14 protein-coding genes are annotated in these 19120 nt (G+C 60.0%); 11 read left to right on the top strand and 3 right to left on the bottom strand.

The annotated features are described in order from the left end of the window. Window positions 1-346: 346 nt before the first annotated feature. From LB568_RS15870 to LB568_RS15880, 3 genes are all read left to right on the top strand, one after another. Entirely contained in the window at window positions 347-1948 is a 1602-nt protein-coding gene (locus LB568_RS15870) for an SDR family oxidoreductase (RefSeq protein ID WP_064993531.1), read from the top strand. A 265-nt stretch (window positions 1949-2213) separates the two neighbouring features. Next, on the top strand, window positions 2214-3266 hold the full coding sequence (locus tag LB568_RS15875; protein ID WP_064993530.1) for an LLM class flavin-dependent oxidoreductase: 1053 nt from the start codon (window positions 2214-2216) through the stop codon (window positions 3264-3266). A gap of 436 nt (window positions 3267-3702) precedes the next feature. Beyond that, entirely contained in the window at window positions 3703-4305 is a 603-nt protein-coding gene (locus tag LB568_RS15880) for a nitrogen fixation protein NifQ (protein WP_064993572.1), read from the top strand. Window positions 4306-4318: 13 nt separating this feature from the next. Here the strand turns inward: LB568_RS15880 and rpoN are convergent, their stop codons facing one another. The 3 genes from rpoN to LB568_RS15895 form a co-directional block, all read right to left on the bottom strand. Beyond that, window positions 4319-5668, bottom strand: a complete 1350-nt coding sequence (rpoN, locus tag LB568_RS15885; RefSeq protein ID WP_084015736.1) for an RNA polymerase factor sigma-54 — start codon at window positions 5666-5668, stop codon at window positions 4319-4321. Window positions 5669-5838: 170 nt separating this feature from the next. Beyond that, on the bottom strand, window positions 5839-6372 hold the full coding sequence (locus tag LB568_RS15890) for a peroxiredoxin (RefSeq protein ID WP_064993528.1): 534 nt from the start codon (window positions 6370-6372) through the stop codon (window positions 5839-5841). 1878 nt (window positions 6373-8250) lie between these two features. Then, window positions 8251-9471: an MFS transporter gene (locus LB568_RS15895; RefSeq protein WP_064993570.1), complete on the bottom strand. Its 1221-nt coding sequence runs from the start codon at window positions 9469-9471 to the stop codon at window positions 8251-8253. Between the two features lie 578 nt (window positions 9472-10049). Here LB568_RS15895 and nifH point away from each other — a divergent pair. From nifH to LB568_RS15935, 8 genes are all read left to right on the top strand, one after another. Then, window positions 10050-10943 carry a nitrogenase iron protein gene (gene nifH, locus LB568_RS15900; RefSeq protein ID WP_064993527.1) on the top strand — a complete coding sequence of 298 codons (894 nt, stop codon included), beginning with the start codon at window positions 10050-10052 and terminating at the stop codon, window positions 10941-10943. 91 nt (window positions 10944-11034) lie between these two features. Continuing rightward, window positions 11035-12537, top strand: a complete 1503-nt coding sequence (gene nifD, locus LB568_RS15905) for a nitrogenase molybdenum-iron protein alpha chain (RefSeq protein WP_064993526.1) — start codon at window positions 11035-11037, stop codon at window positions 12535-12537. A 132-nt stretch (window positions 12538-12669) separates the two neighbouring features. Then, on the top strand, window positions 12670-14211 hold the full coding sequence (gene nifK / locus LB568_RS15910) for a nitrogenase molybdenum-iron protein subunit beta (protein ID WP_064993525.1): 1542 nt from the start codon (window positions 12670-12672) through the stop codon (window positions 14209-14211). A gap of 63 nt (window positions 14212-14274) precedes the next feature. After that, on the top strand, window positions 14275-15777 hold the full coding sequence (gene nifE, locus LB568_RS15915; protein ID WP_064993524.1) for a nitrogenase iron-molybdenum cofactor biosynthesis protein NifE: 1503 nt from the start codon (window positions 14275-14277) through the stop codon (window positions 15775-15777). Then, window positions 15774-17156 carry a nitrogenase iron-molybdenum cofactor biosynthesis protein NifN gene (nifN, locus tag LB568_RS15920; protein ID WP_064993523.1) on the top strand — a complete coding sequence of 461 codons (1383 nt, stop codon included), beginning with the start codon at window positions 15774-15776 and terminating at the stop codon, window positions 17154-17156. The genes nifE and nifN overlap by 4 nt, the downstream gene beginning before the upstream one ends. After that, window positions 17131-17619, top strand: coding sequence for a nitrogen fixation protein NifX (gene nifX / locus LB568_RS15925; protein WP_084015734.1), 489 nt, complete (start codon window positions 17131-17133; stop codon window positions 17617-17619). The genes nifN and nifX overlap by 26 nt, the downstream gene beginning before the upstream one ends. Window positions 17620-17633: 14 nt before the next feature. Continuing rightward, entirely contained in the window at window positions 17634-18113 is a 480-nt protein-coding gene (locus LB568_RS15930) for a NifX-associated nitrogen fixation protein (RefSeq protein WP_064993521.1), read from the top strand. Next, on the top strand, window positions 18106-18924 hold the full coding sequence (locus LB568_RS15935; protein ID WP_064993520.1) for a response regulator transcription factor: 819 nt from the start codon (window positions 18106-18108) through the stop codon (window positions 18922-18924). Before LB568_RS15930 ends, LB568_RS15935 begins: the two co-directional genes overlap by 8 nt. The last annotated feature ends 196 nt before the right edge of the window (window positions 18925-19120 follow it).

Below are 19120 nucleotides of genomic sequence, written 5' to 3' on the forward strand. Positions count from 1 at the left end.
GCTTAGCGATACCCTGCACGCTAAAGATGCGGCCGCCAGGGTAGCCTTTCTGCCCCGCGACAGCGTGACCGCGACAGCGCTCTGGTCTGAGGCCACGAGCGCGCCGAGGCCGGTCTACATCGATTTGCTGGACTTGGCAGAGCCGCTCATCGAGGCAAGCCCCTGTGCTTGAGGCGTCGGACACACATTCGACTATCCGACCGAGAGTTGGATCGCAGCCAATGCGGACGACGCCTGTCTGGGAACGCACGCGACCGGCGCCAGCACAGGGTGCTCTACGGGGGCGCACCATTCCGCCGCACCACGTCGAGGGCAGAGATTTCAGAGACTCCTGGAGAAAGTTCCCATGAAGCATGCAGGACGGGTCGTAATCATAACAGGCGCCGTGGGCGGAATCGGCCGTGCCCTGGTCGATGTTCTTGCGGCAGATCAAGACACTATTGTTGCGGTGGACCTTCCTGGGACCGGCGTGTTTGAACTGGCCCGCGATCTCGGCGAGCAGCACCTTGGCCTCGAGTGCGATGTCTCGCGAGAGGGAGATATCCTCGCGCTCTATGGCCGGGTCGAAGCACAGTTCGGGCAGATCGACGTCCTCATCAACAACGCCGCGGTGGGACCCAATGTGGCTGCCACTGTCGACACCGATGTCGACGCCTTCCGACGCCGCCTGGCAGTAAACCTGATTGGGCCGTTCGTCATGGCGCGCGAGGCGGCGAGGCGCATGAGGCCGGGAGGTGCCATCGTCAACGTCGCTTCGATGTCGGGCGTGGCCAGCAATCCCAGACGCCATGCCTACGCAGCCTCGAAAGCAGGCCTGATCTCGTTGACAAAGTCGCTTGCATGCGAATGGGCTTATCGCGGCATCCGCGTGACGGCGGTAGCGCCGGGCTGCGTGCGCACGCCTATGACTGCAGAGCTGGAACGAGCAGGCAAAATGGACCTCTCGGCGATGCGCCGTCGCGTGCCAATGGGGCGCATGGCTCGGCCCGACGAGATCGCCCGGGCTGTGCGTTTTCTGGCAAGCGCACAGGCGCACTACGTCACGGGATCCGTGCTGGCGGTCGACGGCGGCTGGATGTCATTCAACCAACCTGGGGATGCCTGCCCTGAGGTGGAAGGCGTTCCCCTAAGCGAACTCTCCTGTCCGGCCCAACGCGCCGACGCGCGAGTGGTGCTCGTCACGGGTGGTGCGAACGGTATAGGCGCCGCCGTTGCTCGCCGTTTTGCCGCGAATGGTGATACCGTAGTGATCGCCGATAAAGACCGCACCGCGGCAACTCTCCTGGCTGCATTGCTCGGCGGAAAGAACATCGCGAAATCGGTAGATGTGGCCGTCGAGGCCGAGGTGGTGGCGGTGTTTGAGGAACTGAGGGAGCGCTTCGGGGGCGTCGATATCCTCGTCAACGGTGCTTCTGTCGTCGACACTTTTGTGGCTGGGATCGAACAAATGCCTGCAGACATCGAACGTGTCCTGCATGTCAATCTCACTGGCGCCTTCGTTTGCGCGCGTGAAGCGATCAAAGCAATGCGCCCGGGCGGCGTGATCCTCAACCTCGGATCGATCAACAGTTTTCTGCCCTTCGCGCCGCGTCACGCCTACGGTGCCTCGAAGGCGGCGATGGACATGCTGACCCGATGCATGGCGGCCGAACTGGGGCCCGCCGGCATTCGCACAGCCACCGTCGCTCCTGGCTATATCCGCACTCCCGCCATTAGCGAGTTGGCGAAAACCGGCCACATCGACTTGGCAACGATCGGCCGACGGATCCCTTTGGGCAGGATGGGAAGGCCGGAAGACGTTGCAGATGCAGCGTTTTTCCTGGCTTCCTCCGACGCCTCATACATCAACGGCTCGATCCTCTATGTGGACGGCGGCTGGACCGCGTTCGGTGACGCAGGAAACGCCAGCGAACTCTACGACGAATGCTTTGCGGAGGCGGGTGTTTGAACGTCGACCATCGCTACGCTACCGGGCGCCGTCCATGAAAGCGGAGACCTGGCTTGGAACGCGCCCGCGGCGCGGCCCCGATCCAAGATGTCGGCGGGGCAACGTCCCTCGGCATGGGGACAAGCTCTCGCGCGTGCCGGCAACCATGGATCCGGACTGCTTATCGTACCACTATGCCCCTGCCAGGCGCCCGATCCGAGGCAATCGCGTGTCTCGGATGAGCGCAGTTCCAAATCCGCCAACCATCAGCAAACAAGGAAACATAGTGGAATTCGCCACCTTCATCCTGGCCGCCCAACGTGGGTATCATCAATCCCCCGAGATCGTTATCCGAAACTCGATCGAACAGGCCATCGCTTCGGAACAGGCCGGCTTCGGCACAGCCTGGTTCGCAGAACACCACTTCAACAACTACAGCCTGATCCCTTCGCCATTGATGATGGTGGCCCACTGCGCCGGAGTGACGAGCACCATTCGCCTCGGCACTGCCGTCTGCGTGCTGCCGCTCTACAAACCGCAGCGCCTGCTCTCCGAGATCGGCTTCGCCGATATCCTTGCGAACGGTCGCCTGGAACTCGGCGTCGGCTCTGGATACCAACAGTTCGAGTTCGAGCGCTTCGGCGTCAGTATCGATGAGGCGCCGGCGATCTTTTCGGAACATCTCGATATCCTTTTGAAGGGTCTCAACCAGAACATCTTCGAGCACGATGGCCACTATGAGAAAATACCCCCGACGGCGATTTCAGTATGCACCGTCCAAAGGCCGGCACCGCCCATCTGGATGGCCGGCGGGCCGGCCCGCATGAAACGGGCCTACCGAGAGGGTCACAATTTCTTTGTCACCGCATTCCACGACGGCCTGGCGAGCTTGAGCACGTTGCGCGGAGCAATCAAGGAGGCGGCGGCTTCCGAGGACAGGAATGTGACGGACGCCAGGATATCGCTGTTGCGTTGCTGCTACGCCAGCGATGACGAGGAGGAGATCAACAGCTATCTCGACAACGCCCGTTTCCAGCGCCGCCTGTCCGAGGCGCTGCATCAGCGCCGGCAGCAGAGCCACGACGGCTATCTGCTGCAGGAAACGCCCACCCAGCAGGATCTGTCCTTCGGGGCAATGCGCAACAACCTGCCGATCGGCAGTGTGAATCGCGTGATTGATCGCTTGCTGCAAGAGATCGACATTCTGAAGCCGGATCAGATCGCAATCCAGACCCAGTTGGGGGATTTCGACCAAAAGCTAATGCTGCGCCAGATCGAACTCTGGGGAGACAAGATCATTCCCGCAATCAACAAGGCGCTGGGTTATGCGCGCGTTTGAAATCATAAGGGGGCCAACTTCGTGGCCGCAGCTTCTTTTTCGTTCCACTCGGCATAAACGGATTCAAATGGCACGTTCATGAACGGAACTTGGCGTGGGTTTCGATGAGTGGCGCTGCCGTCACCTGGACGGCCCCAGATGGGGTTCCCCACTATCTCGCCTGCCGACGGGCGAGCCTTCACGGCTAACCGTCGCTTCAGGACCTGCTCGCGCCGTCAGCCAAATTCACGGCGTCGTGTCCTGGGTGAAATTCTCGCCTGCCCGACAGGCTGCAGGACGCGTTTCAAGGCGAGGCTCAATTGCATGATCAAGGCGGTCGATTTCCCCGACCGCTCATTGGGCACGAGCCTGCGCACACGTGTGCCCGAAAGACTGACTGACCCGCGTTGCGCTCGGCAGAGTGCTGCGTGAAGGCACAGACCAGGAGAACGGAACCATGTCCGGTCAAAACGATGCGCATATCGGCACCGGCCAATGGCCGACGATCCAGCCGGAGAAGGAGTTCGACGAACATGTGCTTGCCTGCGTCTTCTCCTGTGCGCTCAAGGAGGTCGAGGCTGGCACGACAGTGGCGGAGTCAACAGGCCTTTCGCTTGCCGAGCTGCGCGAGGTCTTGCCCCGCGGTTTCCCTGGTACCGCGATGGCAGCATTCGCCTCGGCAAACGTCAGCGATGCTGAGCCGGGTGTAGAGGAAGAACTTCTGCGCGGCCTGCTACTGGCACATGCCCGGGCGAGTCATCCGGCGAGCGCCCGCTTCGCTAAGATCCTCGCCCGGCGCGCCATGCATGATGGCCATCTGTGGCAGGACCTTGGGCTTCCCGACCGGACCGAGCTCAACCGCCTTCTGGCCACACACTTTCCGACGCTGGCGGCCGGCAACACCCAAAATATGAAATGGAAGAAGTACTTTTACCGCAAACTCTGCGAGGCCGAAGGGTTTTCGCTGTGCACTGCGCCCAATTGTCGGGAATGCAGTGATTTCGAAAATTGCTTCGGCCCCGAGAAAGGCGAATGTGAAGAACGCGTCACACCGGTTTAAACGCCGCTTTTCGTCACGAGGCCCTGAGGCCTTGATTACCGTTGTGCCACAAGCGTTTTTCCCGGCGCCGCTGTACGGAGGAGGGGACATTCATCGCCTCGCGATATTTTGCGACGGTGCGGCGAGCGAGATCGATACCGTCTTCCTTGAGCCGGTCAGCGATTTCATCGTCCGAAAGCACGTTCTCAAACGATTCTTCGGCGACCATTGCTTTGATCCTATGGCGGACAGCTTCGGCGGAGTGCGCGTCACCGCCTTCGCAAGAAGCGATCGCGACAGTGAAAAAGTACTTGAGCTCGAACACTCCACGTGGGGTGTGCATGTACTTGTTCGACGTTACCCGGCTTACAGTCGACTCGTGCATGTTGATCACGTCAGCGACCGCCTTGAGATTGAGGGGTCGTAGGTGGGCGACGCCATAGTCCAGAAAGGCATGCTGCTGGCGCACGATTTCGTTCGAAACTTTGACGATCGTCTTGACGCGCTGATCGAGACTGCTGATTAACCAGAGCGCATTCTGTAGGCATTCGTTGAGAAATGTCATCTCTTTCGATTTTTTGGCGACTCGGCGTGAAACTTCCTTGAGATAAGTGTGTTTGATCATCAACTTGGGCTGCGTGTTCGGATCAGGCTCGATCTGCCATCCACCTCCGGGCGAGGGAGTGGCCCAGACATCCGGCACGATGCATTCCGGCGCGCCCGAGTGGAATGCGTTTCCGGGCTTGGGGTCGAGCGCACGGATTTCCTGCAGCATGTCGAAAAGATCTTCGTCGTCGACGCCGCAACGCACCTTCAAAGTCCGATAATCGCACCGCGCAAGCACGTCAAGGTTGGCAATCAAAGCCGCCATGGCCGGGTCGAACCGGTCTCGCTGGCGCAACTGTATCTCAAGACATTCGCCGAGAGATCGTGCGAAAATCCCCGGCGGATCGAGGTGCTGCAAGATACCCAAAACTCGTTCCACATCGGCCAGCGGGATGTTTAGCTTCCCAGCCAGCTCCGAAGCACTTGCCCCAAGCAAACCAGTGTCATCCAGATGTCCCGCAAGCACATTAGCAATCAGCCGCTCGTGCGGCGTGAAGGCGGTGAAGGAAATCTGAGAAGCGACATGGTCGTGCAGCGTTTCTGGTAAGGCGACAAACTCCTCGAAGGCACGATGATCGCCAGGCGCGGTGCTCGATTTCCCTTGCCTGGGCAGATCCCGGGACATCTTCGCATACTCCAGAAGGGGATTTCTCTCGAGCTCCTGGGCCACGAACTGATTCAGTTCGGGAATGTTCATTTGAAGCAGGCGAATCGACTGGATGAGTTGAGGCGATAATCCCAGAGACTGTTTCTGAAGTAGGCTCAATGACGGTTGCATGGTCACTTATTCCTGTCTAGAAGCTCTTGACTGCGGCTGGTTTCGATCTCTCACAGGGTCGACGCCTCTCATGCGCGTCACCTTTGAATGACCTTCCCGGACGCGCCGCTTTAGAGCTTTGCCCTTGTGCAAGTGGCGTCCAAACGCAGCTGCACATCCTCGGCACCAGGTCATGCAGCGTCCTTCAATGTTTGAAGGACGTTCTGCGGGGATGAGACGCCATAAGGGTCGGTCCCGCAGTTGTCGGAGAAACCTTCCTCCTCAAACCACTGCTCCACCACGCCATTATTGACCAGAGCCGCGTAGCGCCAGGAGCGCATACCGAAGCCGAGATTGTCCTTGGCAACCAGCATGCCCATTTTGCGGGTGAACTCGCCTGAACCGTCGGGGATCAGCTCGACTTTCTGCAACCCCAAGGACTTCCCCCATGCATTCATGACAAAGGCATCGTTGACGGAGAGGCAGTAGATCGCGTCAACTCCTTCCTTCTTGAATTCCGCATAGAGATCTTCGAAATTCGGCAGTTGGTAAGTCGAACAGGTCGGTGTGAAAGCACCGGGCAGCGAAAACAGGATGACCCGTTTGCCGGCAAAGTAGTCGTCGGATGTTCTTTTTTCCCAGCGGTAGGGATTTGGCCCCTGGACTGAATCATCGCGGACACGCGTAAGAAACGTGACGAAGGGAACCTTCTTTTTACCGGTCATCAATTTTCTCCTTGAAGGGAGGTGGCACTGGATTCTTGCAGGGGCTGGCGCAATACCGAGCTGCGGGTCTCGTGCATGGCATGATGCCGACGGCGCTCCCGATGCTTTCTCCATTCGGGTGTATGGGAACGGCCCGGCTCCAGGTGTTCTTCACCCGAACCGCATCGACGTGGGCGATTGGGGGACGCGGCTCCGGATTCGTGGCAACGGCCCGGCTCCAGACCTTTCTCACCCGAAAGCCATCGATATGAGGGATGAGGGCACCTTCTAGCGCCGCGATTGGTCTGGCCGCGACTAGGGCGCCGGAGCCGGCATGGATCACCCACTCCTCATACCCGGGGTCAAAATGCTGGCAACCGGACATGACCAGGAGCGGGATGAGCATATGCGTCGCAAAAGTGATTCTCCGCGCCGCAGAGCGGCGTGGCTGAACTGGTTCAGCGTATTGGCTGGACTTGCCTGTTTCCGGCCGACGTGGGCTCGGCCGAAATTTTGAGAAGCCTCTTGGCCACTGACATGCTGATGCAAACCGATTTCCGGCAAATGCGCGAGCATCATCTGGCGTCTCGGCATCGGACCCCAGTTGCAAAGCCGCTTCGGAGGACGGATCTCCGAACCGGACGACGTCCCGATCTTCAGCGAAGACGGCCACCGTCGCCTTTGTCCATCGTTTGGAGCTTGGGGCGTCAGCCATGGTAGTCACCTTCTTCCTGGTTTGATGGGCTCTAAGCACAAGGCTGCAAGCGGCATGCCATTTCCAATGAAGCTGCTCCTGCACCAGCGCTATCGCTTCGGTACGACGTCTTCGCCAACCGGAGGTGCGCGCCAGAGCCGTCACGTCATCACACCGAACAAAAGTCCTGTGTAGAGAGGGTATTCACCCGTCCGGCGCCGGCTGGCAAAGGACGGGCCAGACAGGGCAAGCCCAGGCAATACCCCGCATCGGCCGGCACAGCGATTGCACAGTGTGTTTGCCCTGGCGTGTTTTTACGTGCGACTAACGTGAACGCAGGCCGGCAGCGCCACGATCCGGATTCGATAAGGATCGCTTTCGACTCGGCTACGATCTTTACACGCATGGTGTTCCTCTCGCCGAGCGTCCCTATCGAAATCCATTGTGTCGGAAACTGGACTAGAATTGTCGCAAAGCCGACCCAAAGGTCGCCAAGAAGCGTCCGCTGTTTGCGGGAACCGGCAGAACGCAACGGAGCGCCAACCGGGCACGCAAATAGCCAACAATCTTGTCAGTGGGACGTCTGCAAATTTCGAGGAGAGCCTCGGCTGCCCCTAGCGAGGCTTGATGCAGGAGCGCATTGATCTTCCGCTCCAACTCAACTGAAAGGATTTCTGTGATCCATTCGATCGCTATGCCTGGCAGGCACTAAATCGGCATTTCAAAACCGATGATTTGACGGGTCTCGCTAGCTCGCGCCGAAAAAGTTTGCTGCCCATTTGTGCCCGACGTTCAAACGGTTGAAGAGCAGATTGCGCCCTTATCTCCCAAGCTCGTCGGCGTCCACCAGCGGGACGAGGTCGTTGCCATGAAGTTGTCGGACATAGTCATTCGAGAGGTGAGACCGTCGTTGCGCTGACACCCTTGCAATATCAGGACATCGATGTCGGCGAAGATGGGCTGCGCAACCTGACCAAGTCCGCCCGGCCGAGCGCTGATCGCTCGCTGTAGTCTCGGTGCAGGCCGGCAAGGCACCGGCGCTGGTCCATGCCCGTTGAAGAGCCGACGTGGAAGAGGCAGTACCGCGATCCAGGCGGCCATCCTAGGCGAGACGAAGGCCTGGATCGAAAAAGTATCGTGCGCAGACCGCGTCGCGCGGCTGGTGCGAGTCCACCTCGACGGCGAGCTTCTCTCCCACCAGGCGGTTAGGTTGCGTGTTTCGGGTCGAATACGAACACTGTGAGTGCCGCGAGCAATGTGGCAATTGCGGTGTAGGCAAAGACACCCGTGACGTGGTCGGGATCCTTCAGCAGCAGTCCGCCGAAAATCGCGCCGGCTGCGATGGCTACCTGGAACGTTGAGGTCATCAGCACGGCGGCGCTTTCGGCCTGCTCGGGAACCGCACGCAGCAGTATCCAAGTCTGCAACCCCACCGGCACCGCGCCGAAGGCAAAGCCCCATACGGAAACCGCAATCGCCGAGGCAAAGGTCGATGCTCCAAACTTCAGCAACGAGACAGCGGCTATCGCCATAAGGAAGGATGGCAGGGCCGCGACTGCCTTGAGACTGTGTTTGGCCAGGAATGCTCCGGCAAAACTGCCGAAGAAGCCGCTTATGCCAGAAAGGAGCAACAATATCCAGATCCCGTTGGTACCGAGCTTGGGAGTCGTCTCGAGGAAGACCCGAATATAGCTGAAGCTGGTGAAGTGCCCAGAAGCGACCAGCAGTACGACCAAAAGTGCGACCTTTATGGTCGGATCTTTGGCCGCATCCAGCAGACTGCGGAATCCAGCCATTTCAACCGGAGGCAGCGTCGGCATCGTTAAAAGCAGCACCAGCAGCGTAACAGCATTAAGCACTGCGGTGAGCGTGAAGGCCACTCGCCATCCCAAGCTGCCGCCGACGACGGCGCCGAATGCAGGCACGCATACGAGAGCGACCGAAACGCCGGCGAGGATGATTGACATGGCGCGCGGCAGAAGATGATTTGGAACGAGCCGTATCGCCAGCGATGCCGAAATCGACCAGAAGCCTCCGAGCGCAATGCCGAGCATAACGCGTGCTGCCAGCAAAACCGGCAGCGACGACCCGACTGCCACCAGAAGGTTGGACAGGATCTGAAGCAGCATCATTGCCCACAGGACGGTCCTGCGGTCCAGGCGCTTTGCAATAATGGCCATCGTCGGCGCTGAGATCGCCGCAGCAATGCCCGTCGCTGTGATCGCATATCCAGCCGCATCCACTGAGATGCCGAGATCGCGCGCTATCAGCGTCAGCACGCTGGCTGGCAGACACTCTGCCGCCACCAGCCCGAAGGTGCCCAAAGCAAGCGAAATGACCGCACCCCATGCGGGAGGAGATAGTCGATCCGGCGTTTCTGGGCCGTGCAGAACAGTCTCGATAAGACCCGTCGCCGATTCGGTCATGAACATCCTCGCCCAACATGGGTTGGCTGCGATGACCCGAACTAAAGGCAGAAGCGCGCCATCGCTGCCCGACATCTTGTGACAGTAGGGCGTGCAATTTCGGTGCCGGTTCTCCGTGCCCGACGGGGGTGTCATCGTCGGCAGACGTCTCATCAGGCTGTTCTATGCCGACCTCGGCGTCCGTCTCGAACCAGCCATGCGCGCCAGCAGTTCCGAGCCCGGATGTCTGATGTTCCGTGACGGGACGACGCGAGCCGGTCGCTATGACCGCCGCCTTTAAGCAGCCAAAAACCGGCTCTGACTGAAAGGACCATTTCCGGTGGCTCGAACCTGACGTTTTGTGTCGGGCATTGTCGGGTCCGCTACACGGCTTGTTCCAACAATAATCTATCTGCCAGCGAGCACTTGTTAGCGCACAAGCTAACTAGCTAGAGCCAAAAGGAAAAATCCCGCTTTGGCTGTCCTTCGAAAAAGTTGGCACGAAACTTGAGACCTCGTTGTGAGGCGGCAAGAGCTGCCCATCGGCATTTGTGTCCCGGGCAGCCGCGACGGATGAAACCAAGGAAGGAAACCTATTAATGTCACGTCTGCGTCAGATCGCCTTTTACGGCAAGGGCGGCATCGGCAAGTCCACCACCTCCCAAAATACGCTCGCCGCTCTCGTCGACCTCGGGCAGCGAATCCTCATCGTCGGCTGCGACCCCAAAGCGGATTCCACCCGCCTGATCCTGAACTCGAAGGCTCAGGATACTGTCCTGCATCTCGCGGCACAGGAAGGTTCGGTGGAAGACCTCGAGCTTCAGGACGTGCTCAAGGTAGGCTACAGAGGCATCAAGTGCGTGGAGTCCGGCGGCCCGGAGCCGGGTGTAGGCTGCGCCGGCCGCGGCGTCATCACCTCAATCAATTTCCTTGAGGAGAACGGCGCCTACGACGATGTCGACTATGTCTCCTACGACGTGCTCGGGGACGTGGTTTGCGGCGGTTTCGCGATGCCGATCCGCGAGGGCAAGGCGCAGGAAATCTATATCGTCATGTCCGGGGAGATGATGGCGCTCTATGCCGCCAATAATATCGCCAAGGGCATCCTGAAATATGCACATTCGGGCGGTGTTCGGCTCGGCGGACTGATCTGTAACGAGCGTCAGACCGACCGTGAGCTTGACCTGGCCGAAGCACTGGCTTCCAGGCTCAACTCCAAGCTCATCCACTTCGTGCCGCGCGACAACATCGTCCAGCACGCCGAGCTCAGAAAGATGTCAGTGATCCAATATGCGCCCGACTCCAAGCAGGCCGGAGAATACCGCGCGCTTGCTGAGAAGATCCATGCGAATTCTGGCCAGGGTACCATCCCGACCCCGATTACCATGGAGGAGCTCGAGGACATGCTGCTCGATTTCGGCATCATGAAAACCGACGAGCAGATGCTTGCCGAGCTTCAGGCCAAGGAAGCGGCAAAGGCGGCAGCCCAGTAACCGATATTGGGCGCCCTCCTTGAGGTGGCACGCCTTGCAAAGAACGGCGCCTCGTCGGTGAGGCGTCACCAGACACCTTGAAAGGGGTCCCATGAGCCTGGAATACGAGAATGATGGTGCTCTCCATGCGAAGCTTATTGAGGAGGTGCTATCGCAATATCCGGACAAAGCGGCGAAGCGCCGCAAAAAGCATCTCAGCGTCGCAAAGAGCGGGGACCAGGCCGGCGGGGAAAACGAGATCCTTTCCGAATGCGACGTCAAATCGAACATCAAGTCCATTCCGGGAGTGATGACCATACGCGGCTGCGCCTATGCCGGCTCAAAGGGCGTGGTCTGGGGTCCGGTCAAGGATATGGTCCATATCTCGCACGGCCCCGTCGGTTGCGGCCAATATTCCTGGTCACAGCGCCGCAACTACTACGTCGGAACAACGGGCATCGACACGTTCGGGACAATGCAGTTCACATCCGATTTCCAGGAGAAAGACATTGTCTTCGGCGGTGACAAGAAACTGGAACAGATCATCGATGAGATCGAGCTACTGTTCCCGCTGAATAACGGCATCACGGTGCAATCCGAATGCCCGATCGGTCTCATTGGCGATGACACCGAGGCAGTTTCTCGCAAGAAGGCCAAGGAGTACGAAAAGACTATCGTGCCGGTGCGCTGCGAGGGCTTCCGCGGCGTCTCGCAATCACTCGGCCACCATATCGCCAATGACTCCATCCGCGACTGGGTCTTCGACAAGAAGGACGTCGATTTCGAGGCCGGTGCTTACGACGTCAACGTGATCGGCGACTACAATATTGGCGGCGACGCGTGGGCCTCGCGCATCCTGCTTGAGGAGATAGGATTGCGCGTGGTCGGCAACTGGTCCGGTGACGCGACACTCGCCGAGATCGAGCGCGCCCCGAAGGCCAAGCTCAATCTCATCCACTGCTACCGGTCTATGAACTACATCTGCCGGCATATGGAGGAAAAGTATGGCGTCGCCTGGATGGAGTACAATTTCTTCGGACCGTCCCAGATCGAGACCTCCCTGCGTAAAATAGCCAAGCATTTCGGCCCCGAAATCGAGGAGAAAGTCGAGAAGGTCATCGCCAAGTACAGACCGCTTGTCGACGCGGTCATCTCAAAGTACCGGCCACGCCTCGAAGGCAATACCGTCATGCTCTACGTCGGCGGCCTGCGCCCCCGCCACGTCATCACAGCTTACGAAGACCTCGGCATGATCATCGTTGGCACCGGCTACGAGTTCGCTCACAACGATGACTATCAACGCACGGGCCATTACGCAAAGAATGGCACGCTGATCTATGACGACGTTACCGGCTACGAGTTGGAGAAGTTCATCGAGGGAGTTCGCCCCAACCTGGTTGGCTCTGGCATCAAGGAAAAATACCCCGTGCAGAAGATGGGTATCCCGTTCCGTCAAATGCACTCCTGGGACTATTCGGGACCTTATCACGGCTATGACGGCTTCGCCATTTTCGCGCGCGACGTGGATCTTGCGATCAACAATCCGGTCTGGGGCCTCTACCAGGCACCTTGGAAACAAAGCCCGTCCCGTGGGCAGGCGATGGCTGCCGAATAGATGCCCTGTCCCAGGCCTAGTCTCCCCAGAGAGACGATGAACCCTCGCGGCTTGTGAGCCTCGGGAAACCGCAAACGTCTCCACGTACCTGAGCTGCCGTATGGCGCGGCCAGATGGAAAGAGGTAATACCAATGCCGCAGTCGGCCGAAAAGATTCTCGACCACGCTCCGCTGTTCCGCGAGCCGGAATACAGGCAGATGCTCGCCGGGAAGAAGCTGAATTTCGAATGTCCGCACCCGGATCAGATCGTTGCCGATCAGGGTGAATTCACCAAGACCTGGGCATACCGCGAAAAGAACCTCGCCCGACAAGCGCTTGTGATCAATCCCGCCAAGGCCTGCCAGCCGCTCGGCGCTGTGTTCGCGGCCGCGGGCTTCGAGCGGACCATGTCCTTCGTCCACGGTAGCCAGGGCTGCGTGGCCTACTACCGCTCTCATCTATCGCGCCATTTCAAGGAGCCTGCTTCGGCGGTTTCCTCCTCGATGACCGAGGATGCGGCAGTATTCGGGGGCCTGAAGAACCTGGTCGATGGGCTCGCCAACACCTACCAGCTTTACGACCCGAAGATGATCGCAGTCTCGACGACTTGTATGGCGGAGGTCATTGGCGACGACCTGCACAGCTTCATCGAGAACGCCAAAGACGAAAAGTCGGTGCCGCGCGACTTTGACGTGCCCTTCGCCCACACGCCGGCCTTCGTCGGTAGCCATGTCGACGGCTATGACGGCATGCTGAAGGGCATTCTAGAGCACTTCTGGAAAGGCCAGGAGCGCACGGAAACCAAGGGAACCATCAACCTCATTCCGGGCTTCGACGGCTTCTGCGTCGGCAACAACCGGGAACTCAAACGCCTGCTCGATATGATGGGTGTGTCCTACACCTTCATCCAGGACGCCTCTGACCAGTTCGACACGCCATCGGACGGGGAATACCGCATGTATGACGGCGGCACCAAGATCGAAGAGGTGAGGGGGGCACTTGACGCCGAGGCAACGCTTTCGCTCCAGCACTACAACACGCGAAAAACGCTGGATTATTGCGGGCAAGTTGGGCAGGCCACGGCTTCCTTCCATTATCCGCTGGGCGTCCAGGCGACCGACGAATTGCTGATGAAGGTGTCGGCGCTTTCCGGCAAGGAAATCCCCGAGGCAATCCGACTGGAGCGCGGCCGACTGGTTGATGCCATGGCCGACAGCCAATCCTGGCTGCACGGCAAGAAATACGCGATCTACGGCGACCCGGACTTCGTGTACGCCATGGCCCGCTTCGTCATGGAGACCGGCGGCGAGCCGACACATTGCCTGGCAACCAACGGCTCCTCGGCCTGGCAAGCCGAGTTGCAGGAACTGCTTGACGCCTCGCCCTTCGGCATGGACGCTCAGGTCTGGGCGGGTAAGGACCTTTGGGCGCTGCGATCGCTTCTCTTCACCGAGCCGGTGGACCTGCTGATCGGCAATTCCTATGGCAAGTATCTGGAGCGCGACACCGGCACGCCGCTGATCCGCCTGACGTTTCCAATCTTCGACCGGCACCATCACCATCGCTTTGCGCTCATGGGCTACCAGGGCGGGTTACGCGTGCTGACCACGATCCTCGACAAGATCTTCGACAAGCTCGATCGCGAGACGAGCCAGACGGGCGTGACGGACTATTCCTATGACCTCACCCGCTAAAGCACACGGCCAGCTTTTCGCCCAGGCTGTTCATTGCCCGAATGGACTTTGGAGACTGACGCAATGACCTCGCTCAGTGCCAAGATCCAGGACGTTTTCGACGAGCCTGCATGCGACAAGAACCGTGGCAAGGACGTCAGGGCGCGCAAGGAAGGCTGCGCACGGCCGCTGACGCCGGGAGCGGCAGCGGGCGGCTGCGCGTTTGACGGGGCCAAGATCGTCCTGCAGCCGATCACTGACGTTGCCCACCTGGTGCATGCGCCGCTCGCCTGCGAGGGAAATTCCTGGGACAACCGCGGTGCAGCTTCGTCCGGGCCAACCTTGTGGCGCACAAGCTTCACGACCGATCTTACCGAACTCGATGTGGTGATGGGGCGGGGCGAGCGGAAGCTCTTCAAGGCGATCCGCGAAATCAAGGAAGCCTATGCGCCCGCAGCAGTCTTTGTCTATTCGACCTGCGTGACGGCGCTCATCGGCGACGATATCGAGGCCGTCTGCAAACGCGCCGCCGAAAAGTTCGGCCTGGCCGTGGTTCCCGTCAACGCGCCGGGCCTGGCTGGCTCCAAGAACCTGGGCAACAAGCTTGCCGCGGAGGCGTTGCTCGACCATGTCATCGGCACGGTGGAACCCGACGACGCCGGCCCGTATGACATCAACGTCCTTGGTGAATTCAACCTTTCCGGCGAATTCTGGCTGGTCAAGCCGCTCCTGGATCGGCTCGGGATCCGGGTTCGCGCCTGCATTCCGGGCGACGCGCGCTATCGCGACGTAGCTTCCGCGCACAGCGCCCGGGCGGCCATGGTGGTGTGCTCGACGGCCCTCATCACTCTAGCCCGCAAGATGGACGAGCGCTGGGACATCCCGTTCTTCGAGGGCTCTTTCTATGGCATCTCGGATACGTCGGAAGCACTCCGCAACATTGCTGAGCTCCTGGTGAGGAAGGGGGCCGATCCGGAGATCCTGGACCGCACGGAGAGGCTGATCGCCCAGCAGGAGGCGATTGCATGGAAGAAGCTCGAAGCCTACCGGCCGCGGCTCCAAGGCAAGCGCGTGCTGCTCAACACCGGTGGTGTGAAGTCCTGGTCGCTCGTCCATGCGCTGGTGGAGATCGGCATGGAGATCGTGGGCACCTCGGTCAAGAAATCCACGCTCGAAGACAAGGTGCGCATCAAACAGATGCTCAAGGACGACAACGATACGTTCGAGCAGATGTCAGCGCGCGACCTTTACGCCATCCTCTCTGGAGGCAAGGCCGATATCATGCTCTCGGGTGGGCGCACGCAATTCGTCGCGCTGAAGGCCAAGATGCCCTGGCTCGACATCAACCAGGAGCGCCAGCACCCTTACGCCGGTTATGACGGCATGGTGGAACTCGTACGCCAGATCGACCTCGCCATTCACAACCCGATCTGGCGCCAGGTGCGCGAGCGACCCCCGTGGGATGGTCCGATCCATGGGTACGACGCACTGCCGGGCCCAAGCGACGACGCCGAGAACCTGCACGCTGTCCAGGAAACCGCCGGCAAGGCGCCGACGATTTGCGTGAGTGCTGAGGAGATCCGATGACGCGTATCCTTCCCCAGACAAAATCAGCCGCGATCAACCCGCTGAAATCGTCACAGCCGCTTGGTGCCGCCTTGGCGTTTCTCGGCATTGACGGCGCAGTGCCGCTGTTCCACGGCGCCCAGGGCTGCACCAGCTTTGCCCTCGTGCTGTTCGTGCGGCATTTCAAGGAAACGATTCCCCTACAGACGACCGCGATGGATGAAATAACAATCATCCTCGGCGGGTCGGACAATCTGGAAGAGGCGATCTTCAACCTCAAGACCCGCACGACGCCAAAGCTGATTGGGGTCTGCACCACGGCCCTGGTGGAAACCCGTGGCGAGGATTGCGCAGGCGACATTTCGGACATCAGGCTGAGACGGGCGGAAGAACTCGCGGGTACCGAGATCGTGCTGGCCAACACGCCGGATTTCGCCGGCGCCCTTGAAGAGGGCTGGGCCAAGGCTGTCACCGCCATGATCGAAGGCATTACAAAGCCTGGGGAGCGGGCGCGGCAGTCAAAGAAGATCGCGATCCTTCCTGGCTGGAACCTCACCGTGGCTGACCTCGAGCATTTGCGCGAGATGGTCGAAAGCTTTGGCCTGCAATCGGTGATCTTGCCAGACCTTTCAGGCTCGCTCGACGGTACCGTGCCAGACCACTGGGTCCCCACCACCTATGGCGGAACGAGCATCGAGGATATCCGCGAGCTCGGCACGGCCGAGCACTGCATCGCGATCGGCGAGCATATGCGCCGCCCGGCCGAGGTTCTCTACAAGGCGACCGGCGTGCCTTACGTGCTGTTTCAGTCGCTGACCGGATTGAAGGGCGCCGATCAGTTCGTTTCGCTGCTGTCGGCTATTTCTGGCCAGCCTGTGCCGGCAAGCGTCCGCCGTCGGCGGGCGCAACTGCAAGATGCGTTGCTCGACGGACATTTCCACTTCGGAGGCAAGAAAATTGCGATCGCTGCTGAACCAGACCAACTCTATCAATTCGGAGCGTTCTTCGTCGACATGGGCTGCGCAATCACGGCGGCCGTCACGACGACCGGTATGTCGAAAATTCTGGAAAAGGTACCGGCGGAGTCGATTCAGGTCGGCGATCTCGGCGATCTGGAATCACTTGCAAGCGGCGCTGATCTTCTGGTCACCCATTCACATGGACGCCAGGCCTCGAAACGCCTTGGCATTCCGCTTATGCGCATCGGCTTCCCCGTCTTCGACCGGCTTGGCAGCCAGCACAGGCTCTCGATCCTCTATCAAGGGACCCGTGACCTGGTCTTCGAGGTTGCCAACCTGTTCCAGGCCGGCCGGCGTGCGCCGACGCCTGATGAGCTCGATCCATTCCGCAAACGCCAAACGCCAGGTGAGCCCGATGCGTCGCTTCTCACTCGTCACTGACGAGGTTCACCGTCCGATGCGTGAACGACAAGCAGGCGCTTTGCGGGTGGCAATCGCTACCCAGGACGTCAAGCAACTCAACGCCCATTTCGGGTCGGCCAAGCGCTTTGTCATCTACGATATGACGCGCGAGGAGTGGGAGCTTGTGGAAGTCATCGAGTTCGACGACGTCTCCGACGAAAGTGGGAAACATCACTCCGAGAGGGATGACCGCATCACACCGAAGATAAAAGCGCTGAAGGGCTGCCACCTCCTGTTTTGCCTGGCGATCGGTGGACCTTCGGCAGCCAAGCTTGTTTCGGCAAAAATCCATCCGATCAAGGTGCGGCATACTCAGAGCATCCAAGAGGTGCTGGTTCGCACGCAGCTGATGCTCAGGACCTGCCCTCCACCTTGGCTGCGCAAGGTCCTGGCTGAGGCAGGCGTCGCGAAACAGAAGCCGTCCTTTGAAGACGAGGACTGAAATGAGGAGGCGAAATGTTCGACCCTGCCCTTAGCCTTGCTGTCGATGAGGACGAGGTGGCGCTTGCCAGCCCGTTTCTCAAATGCCTCGTGCGGCTAATACGTGCTCAGGACTCCTACGGCGCGTGGGAAGGCAAAGCGGACCGCGAACTGCTGGCCGCCTTCATCATCACCAAGCAACAGCGCCGTGCGATCCCGATCATAGGCGATCCCGACCCGGACGTCCTGTGGAGGCTAGATATGTTCTACACCGCCATTGGGCTTGCGATCGAGGAGCGCTGCGGCCTGATGGCATCGCCGATCATGGAGCTGAGCCGTGAAGGCTTTGGGCGCGTGCTTTTCACGACTGGGCGGCTGGTCGCTCTGTCGAAGACGCTGCGCGACGTCCACCGGTTCGGCTTCGAGACGTTGCGGAAGCTCGCCGGGGCCGGCACGAAGCTGGTCAGCGACGCAATCGCAGCCATCGAAACCTATCCCGAGGTGGCGCGTGCGTGATGAAGCAGGTTTCGAGCCCAGGGGCCATGACAATCTTCAGCAGCCGCGATGGCCAACCGTCGCAGCCGACGCCGTCCAGGCGGATCAAGCTCCTGAAGTAACACCGATGAAGCCACTCATCCTGATCTGTTCGCAAGATGCCGAGCTTTATCTGTTGCTCAGCCACATACTGGAGGTGGACGGCTTCGCCACTGAGCCGGTAAGGAGCGCCAAGGAAGTGCTTGCATTGGCCGACGAACGCGAATTCCAGGCCGTCGTGCTGGACTGCGGTCCGGCGAGCATAACCGGGGCCCCAATCTGCGCCCGGCTCAAGGGGGAGCCCCGGACCGCCGACCTTACCGTTATTGCCCTGATCGCGCCGGGTGCCGAGGACCAGCACCTCGATCTCCTCAAGGCTCGCATTGACGAGAGATTTGTGCGGCCGATCGTCCCGGCCAACCTGCTCGACTTTCTACGGGCGAGGCTGGCGCTGCCGAAGCGGGGCGCACATGGCGTTGAAAACGGCGGCTGGCTCACCTTTGGTGACCTCGAGATGAAGGTGGATGCCCGCCGGATTCGCGGCAATGGCCACGACATTCACCTCGGAGTCATCGAGTTCAACGTGCTGCTGCTTATGATGGAGGCTCCCGGCAAGGTCTTCAGCCGGAAGGAGCTTATCGGCACGGCTTGGGAGAAAAACATCCATGTCGAACCACGCACCGTCGATGTCCATGTCAGCCGGATCAGAACAGCCCTCAAGAAGGCTTGGCCCGGCGGCGGCATTCTCACTGTCAGGTCGGCCGGCTACTCGCTCCAGATGCCGGACGGCTGAATCAGTTGAGGTGTAGTGCCACTCCCTTTCCCTCGCGCTGTGAGTCGGTGTTGCGGCCTGCCGCTAGACTAAACGAGATACTCAGGAAGAAGCAGGCAAATGGGTTTTAAAAGCGTACTCTGTGTGACGGACGCAGACCATTCCGATCATGACGTCGAAACTGCTGCCGGCTTGTGTGCTGAAGTCGGTGCGCATC

The sequence above is a fragment of the Mesorhizobium sp. B263B2A genome (assembly GCF_020165775.1).
GTDB lineage: Bacteria > Pseudomonadota > Alphaproteobacteria > Rhizobiales > Rhizobiaceae > Mesorhizobium > Mesorhizobium opportunistum.

Excerpts from the sequence above, each read along its gene's own strand:
- nifN (WP_064993523.1), top strand. The coding sequence starts at position 15,774 with ATGACGCGTATCCTTCCCCAGACAAAATCAGCCGCGATCAACCCGCTG.
- rpoN (WP_084015736.1), bottom strand. The coding sequence starts at position 5,668 with ATGCAACCGTCATTGAGCCTACTTCAGAAACAGTCTCTGGGATTATCG.
- nifE (WP_064993524.1), top strand. The coding sequence starts at position 14,275 with ATGACCTCGCTCAGTGCCAAGATCCAGGACGTTTTCGACGAGCCTGCA.
- nifD (WP_064993526.1), top strand. The coding sequence starts at position 11,035 with ATGAGCCTGGAATACGAGAATGATGGTGCTCTCCATGCGAAGCTTATT.
- LB568_RS15895 (WP_064993570.1), bottom strand. The coding sequence starts at position 9,471 with ATGACCGAATCGGCGACGGGTCTTATCGAGACTGTTCTGCACGGCCCA.
- nifX (WP_084015734.1), top strand. The coding sequence starts at position 17,131 with ATGCGTCGCTTCTCACTCGTCACTGACGAGGTTCACCGTCCGATGCGT.
- LB568_RS15870 (WP_064993531.1), top strand. The coding sequence starts at position 347 with ATGAAGCATGCAGGACGGGTCGTAATCATAACAGGCGCCGTGGGCGGA.
- nifH (WP_064993527.1), top strand. The coding sequence starts at position 10,050 with ATGTCACGTCTGCGTCAGATCGCCTTTTACGGCAAGGGCGGCATCGGC.
- LB568_RS15880 (WP_064993572.1), top strand. The coding sequence starts at position 3,703 with ATGTCCGGTCAAAACGATGCGCATATCGGCACCGGCCAATGGCCGACG.
- nifK (WP_064993525.1), top strand. The coding sequence starts at position 12,670 with ATGCCGCAGTCGGCCGAAAAGATTCTCGACCACGCTCCGCTGTTCCGC.
- LB568_RS15890 (WP_064993528.1), bottom strand. The coding sequence starts at position 6,372 with ATGACCGGTAAAAAGAAGGTTCCCTTCGTCACGTTTCTTACGCGTGTC.
- LB568_RS15930 (WP_064993521.1), top strand. The coding sequence starts at position 17,634 with ATGTTCGACCCTGCCCTTAGCCTTGCTGTCGATGAGGACGAGGTGGCG.